The organism is Streptomyces sp. NPDC046876, from assembly GCF_040645035.1.
In the GTDB taxonomy this organism is placed as follows: Bacteria; Actinomycetota; Actinomycetes; order Streptomycetales; family Streptomycetaceae; genus Streptomyces.
Genome location: NZ_JBEYXK010000193.1, coordinates 1 through 5520, shown reverse-complemented (window position 1 = coordinate 5520; position 5520 = coordinate 1). Strand labels below are relative to the sequence as shown.

The following is a 5520-nucleotide window of genomic DNA, read 5'->3' as shown; positions in this document are numbered from 1 at the left end:
GGGGCGCTGCCCCAGACCCTGCGCCTCGATCGCCGGCGGGGCTGGAATGCCCGGTCCCCGGCTGCGAAGGCGGGCGGAGCCGGGGTTGCTGGGGCGCTGCCCCAGACCCTGCGCCTCAATCGCCGGCGGGGCTGGAATGCCCGGCCCCCGGCTGCGAAGGCGGGCGGAGCCGGGGTTGCCGGGGCGCTGCCCCAGACCCCGCGCCTCAAACGCCGGCGAGGCTGGATTTGCCGGACCCCGCGTCTCGAACGTTGGCGGGGCTGGAGTGGCTTGGCCCCGCGCCTCAAACGCGGGCGAGGCTGAAAATGGCGGACCCCGGCTGCGAGAGGGGGCGGGGTTGGAGGTGTCGGGCTCCGACAGGCCTGGTGGGCGGGTCCGGGCCGCCGGGGGCGGGTGGGCCGGCGGGGCCCGATAGATTGGCCGTGTGCTCTCTCGCCTCACACGTCTGCCGCGTCCCGCCGCCCTGGCCGCCTGCGCCGCGCCCGTGCTCGGCCTGTTCGCCGTGGCGGCCCTCGCGCCGCTGCCCTTCGTGATCGCCCAGCCCGGGCTCACGGCCGACGTGCTCGGGGCCCGCGACGGCAAGCCCGTGATCACCGTCACCGGCGCACCCGCCCGTGCGACCACCGGCCAGCTGCGGATGACCACCATCGAGGCCACCGGCCCCTCCACCACCGTGAAGCTGCCCGAGCTGCTCGGCGACTGGTTCGACAGCAAGCGGGCGGTCCTGCCCAAGGAGGCCGTCTACCCGACGGGCGGAAGCGACGAGGACATCGAGGCCCACAACCTGGAGCAAATGGCCACCTCCCAGACGAACGCCACCCGGGCCGCCCTCGGATTCCTGCACAAAGACCCCAAGGACGTGAAGGTCGACCTGAACCTCGCCGACGTCGGCGGCCCCAGCGCCGGCCTGCTCTTCTCCCTCGGCATCGTCGACAAGCTCGACGGCGACGGCAGCGGCGGCGACCTCACCGGCGGCCGCGTCATCGCCGGTACGGGAACGATCAGCGAGGACGGCAAGGTCGGCGCGGTCGGCGGCGTGGCCCTGAAGACCCAGGCCGCTCAGCGCGACGGGGCGAGCGTCTTCCTCGTACCGGAGGCGGAGTGCGCGGACGCCCGGTCCGAACTGCCCGAGGGGCTGCGGCTGGTCCCGGTCACTTCACTGAAGGACGCCGTGGGCGCACTGCGCTCGCTGAACCGGGGAGAGCCGGTTCCGACCTGCTGACGGGCTCGCGCTCCATCGACCGCCACGCCGGGAACACCAGCGGCGCGAGCGTGACGAGCAGGTAGACCCCGCCGAACGCCAGCAGCGCCCGGGACACGCCGAACGCGTCGACCAGCAGGCCCGCCGCGAGCCCGCCCAGCGGCATGGTCAGCTCGCAGCCGGCCATGGTCACCCCGGAGACGCGGCTGCGCAGCTCCTCGGGGACCTTCTCGTACATGACGGTGCCGAGGATCGGGTTGAGCACGCCCGCGCCGAGCCCGGCGAGCACCATCGTCACGGCGAGGGGCGGCGCGGTGCCGGTGAGGCCCGCGACCACGTAGCGCGTGGCCCCGGAGACGAGGAAGGCCGCGGCGAAGACGACCCGGCGCGGGTGGCGCTCGCCCCACGCGCCGTACAGCAGGGCGCCCAGCAGGGCGGCGCCGCCGAAGAGGGAGAACATCAGGCCGACGGCGGCGGCCCCGCCGAGGGCCTCGCGGCCGTGGACGGGCAGCAGCACCGCGGACCAGCCCTGGTCCAGGCCGTTGGTCATCATCACCATCAGGGTGATGCCCGCGAGCAGCCGGGAACGGGTCAGGAAGCGCCAGCCCTCGGCGAGTTCGGCCCGGTAGCGGGCGAAGGACGTCTTCTCTGCGGCGGGTTGGGGCTCGGCGCCCGGTATGCCGCGGACGAATGCGGCGACGAGCAGTGCGGAGACGGCGAAGGTGGCGGCGTCGAGCAGCAGGACGGCCTCGGCGCCCAGGACCGCGATCAGTACGCCGGCCACCGCGGCCCCGATCATCCGCGCCCCGCGGAAGACCGCGTCGAACAGGCTCGACGCGCGGGCGACGGTGGTGCCGGCGTGCTCGGCGAGGTGCGGCACCAGGACGGAGCGGGCGGTCAGACCGGGGGTGTGCACGAGGCCGCCGAGGGCCATCAGCGCGCACAGCACCCAGAAATCCAGCAGGTGCGCGTAGTGCAGCAGCGGGATCGCGCCGACCGACACGGCGCAGACCAGGTCGGAGACGGCCGAGACGCGGCGGCGGCCGATGCGGTCGATGACGGGGCCGCCGGCCAGGGCGGCGACGACGATGGGCAGGGTGGCGCAGAAGGCGACGATCCCGGCCCGGCCGGCGCTGCCCGTGGTCTGCAGGACGAACCACGGGACGCCGATCAGGGTGAGTGAACTTCCGGCGGTCGAGATGGTGTTGGCGGTCAGGACGGCGGCGAGGGGCCCTCTGCTCATCCCGCGGCCCGCGTGTGCAGACGGGCGGCCTCCACGGGGGCCATCAGCCGGCGGCCGGTGCGGACCAGGGCCTCGCCCATCCGGATGCGCAGGGCGGGGGCGAACGGCGCGCGGGGCCCGGCGGCCTCCCGGGCCAGGCTCGCGGCTGCGGCCTCGGCGGCCAGTTCGGCGGTGCGGGCGGCGTGGGTCCGGGTGGCGTACCCGGCCTGGATCTCGTCGTGCGTGAAGGCGTGCATGGCAGGACTCCTTCTACGGGGTGTCGGGAAGGGAGGCGAAGGTGGGGGGCCGGTGGGCCGGTGGGCCTATTCGCCGGAGTGGCGCGGGAAGGCGTGCGTGTGGACGCGGACGGTCTCGGCACCCTCGGCCTGCGGCAGGTCGCTGTAGGACCGCACCAACTCGTGCATCCTGCGGACCAGTTCGAGCGACTGCTCCGGGGTCAGCCGCAGCGTGAAGTCGCTGAGGTCGCTGGCACGCCGCCATTCGACGGGCCAGGCGTCGGCGCGGCCCAGCCAGCCGTTGACCTCCTGGGCGTGGATCGTGGCGATCTCGTGCAGGAAGACGTCGGCGGCGCCGCGGGTCTCGGGGTCGGCGGAGAACACCAGCGACTCGTCGAACTGCGTGCACTCCTGGGTCGCCCGCCACCAGCGCTCGCGGCCCTTGCCGTGCTCCGGGGCGTCCTCGACGAACCCGTGCGCGGCGAGCTGGCGCAGGTGGTAGCTGGTGGCGCCGCTGGACTCGCCGAGCCGCTCGCCCAGCTGCGAGGCGGTGGCCGGCCCGTCCTGGCGCAGCGCGGCCAGCAGCCGCATGCGCAGGGGGTGGGCGAGGCCGCGCAGGGAGCGGGCGTCGAGCGTCCGCACCTGCGGGGGCTGCGCGGCTTCGGTGGCTTTCGGCACTTCCTGGGTTTCCGGGGTTTCCGGCTCTTCGGGCATGCCTCCACAGTAGAGATGCAAAGAAACCTCTGCAAGGGTTTCTTTGCAACGCTTCCTTTGGAACTCGGCCCTCCGCTCCTCCGGATCTCAGCCCTCCTGCGCCGCCTGCTCCACCAGCGGGATCACCCGCAGCGGCACCGGGTTCTCCATCACGATCGCCGTCGACGCCCGCACGATCCCGTCGAAGGCCACCACCCGGTCGATCACCCGCTGCAGATCGGCGTTGGACCGGGCCACGAGCCGGCACAGCATGTCCCCGTGCCCCGTCGTCGTGTGCAGCTCCAGCACCTCCGGCACCCCGCTGAGGTGCGCCCGTACGTCGGCGCCCTGGCCCTGTTTGATCTCCAGCGTGGCGAAGGCGGTCACCGGATACCCCAGCGCCGCCGGATCGACCTGTGGGCCGAACCCGCGGATCACCCCGTTCGACTGGAGCCGGTCGAGCCGCGCCTGCACCGTGCCGCGCGCCACGCCGAGCCGCCGCGAGGCCTCCAGCACCCCGATCCGCGGTTCCCGGGCCAGCAGGACGATGAGCCGGCCGTCCAGTTCGTCGATGCCCATGGGTTTATTCCTCCGCGTTGTCCAGTGTCGCCCCGGGAGTGGTCATCCTGCACAGATGTTTCAGCAATGTTGCGGCCGGGCTGTGCAGCTTGTACAGCAGAACAGGAAACTATTGCGCAGCTTGTGGATCGGCGGGACTCTGCGCTCATGACTGAGTCTTTGGTGAACCTGGAAACCCCGCACACCGCGCGTGAGGCAGACCCCTTCCCGGTGAAGGGCATGGACGCGGTCGTCTTCGCCGTCGGCAACGCCAAGCAGGCCGCGCACTACTACTCGACCGCCTTCGGCATGAAGCTCGTGGCCTACTCCGGACCGGAGAACGGCGTCCGCGAGACGGCGAGCTACGTGCTGACCAACGGTTCGGCCCGCTTCGTCCTGACCTCGGTCATCAAGGCGACCACGGACCGCGGCCGCTTCCTCGCCGAGCACGTCGCCGACCACGGCGACGGCGTCGTCGACCTCGCCATCGAGGTCCCCGACGCGCGCGCCGCCTACGCGTACGCCGTCGAGCAGGGCGCCCGCGGCCTGGACGAGCCGTACGAGGTGTCCGACGAGAACGGCACCGTCGTCCTCGCCGCCATCGCCACCTACGGCCAGACCCGCCACACGCTGGTCGAGCGGAAGAACTACACCGGCCCCTACCTGCCGGGCTACGTCTCCGTCGCCCCGATGGTCGAGCCGCCGGCCAAGCGGACCTTCCAGGCCATCGACCACTGCGTCGGCAACGTCGAGCTCGGCCGGATGAACGAGTGGGTCGCGTTCTACAACAAGGTCATGGGCTTCACCAACATGAAGGAGTTCGTGGGCGACGACATCGCGACCGAGTACTCGGCGCTGATGTCGAAGGTCGTCGCGGACGGCACCCTCAAGGTGAAGTTCCCGATCAACGAGCCGGCGATCGCGAAGAAGAAGTCGCAGATCGACGAGTACCTGGAGTTCTACGGCGGCGCCGGCGTCCAGCACATCGCGCTGGCCTCCAACGACATCGTCGCCACCGTGCGGTCGATGCGGGCCGCCGGCGTGCAGTTCCTCGACACCCCGGACTCGTACTACGACACGCTGGGCGAGTGGGTCGGCGACACGCGCGTGCCGATCGAGACCCTGCGCGAGCTGAAGATCCTCGCGGACCGGGACGAGGACGGCTACCTGCTGCAGATCTTCACCAAGCCGGTGCAGGACCGCCCGACGGTCTTCTTCGAGATCATCGAGCGGCACGGGTCGATGGGCTTCGGCAAGGGCAACTTCAAGGCGCTGTTCGAGGCGATCGAGCGCGAGCAGGCCAAGCGCGGCAACCTCTGATCTCTGCGGTCGTCCTGCGGCTACCGCCGCGGCCCCCCGGCCCCCTGAGCCATCCGGCCCAGGGGGCCGTCGCCGTCCCGGCCCGCGGAACGAAGCCGCCGCCGTCCCGCCCCCGCCGCTGCGCGGAGCCTGTCCCCTCCCCGCCCCTCCCCGAAACCGGGCTCCGCCCGGACCCGCCAAAGATCGGGGCTCCGCCCCGGACCCCGCGCCTCAAACGCCGGCGGGGCTGGAATTGCCGCGCAGCGGCACAATCCAGCCCGCGCGGCGTTTGAGCGCACCGGGCGCGGAGC

At 72.5% G+C, this 5520-nt stretch carries 6 protein-coding genes; 2 read left to right on the top strand and 4 right to left on the bottom strand.

Annotation, left to right across the window (positions count from 1 at the left end; translation table 11 throughout):
- Positions 1-424 precede the first annotated feature (424 nt).
- Complete coding sequence (locus tag ABZ924_RS38030) at positions 425-1222, top strand: S16 family serine protease (protein ID WP_361920240.1); 798 nt, start codon at positions 425-427, stop codon at positions 1220-1222.
- On the opposite strand, the gene ABZ924_RS38025 is transcribed toward ABZ924_RS38030, so the two are convergent.
- The 4 genes from ABZ924_RS38025 to ABZ924_RS38010 form a co-directional block, all read right to left on the bottom strand.
- A complete protein-coding gene (locus ABZ924_RS38025; protein ID WP_361920238.1) occupies positions 1152-2444 on the bottom strand; it encodes an MFS transporter in 1293 nt (430 codons plus the stop codon). The two genes, ABZ924_RS38030 and ABZ924_RS38025, sit on opposite strands and share 71 nt — an antisense overlap.
- Entirely contained in the window at positions 2441-2680 is a 240-nt protein-coding gene (locus ABZ924_RS38020) for a hypothetical protein (RefSeq protein WP_361920236.1), read from the bottom strand. Before ABZ924_RS38020 ends, ABZ924_RS38025 begins: the two co-directional genes overlap by 4 nt.
- Before the next feature lie 66 nt (positions 2681-2746).
- On the bottom strand, positions 2747-3373 hold the full coding sequence (locus tag ABZ924_RS38015) for a helix-turn-helix domain-containing protein (RefSeq protein WP_361920234.1): 627 nt from the start codon (positions 3371-3373) through the stop codon (positions 2747-2749).
- Between the two features lie 87 nt (positions 3374-3460).
- Positions 3461-3931 (bottom strand): Lrp/AsnC family transcriptional regulator, encoded by a 471-nt coding sequence (locus ABZ924_RS38010; protein WP_361920232.1) that lies wholly within the window; start codon positions 3929-3931, stop codon positions 3461-3463.
- 147 nt (positions 3932-4078) lie between these two features.
- Between ABZ924_RS38010 and hppD the strand changes: the two genes are divergently transcribed.
- Positions 4079-5230, top strand: a complete 1152-nt coding sequence (gene hppD, locus ABZ924_RS38005; RefSeq protein WP_361920230.1) for a 4-hydroxyphenylpyruvate dioxygenase — start codon at positions 4079-4081, stop codon at positions 5228-5230.
- Positions 5231-5520: the final 290 nt, after the last annotated feature.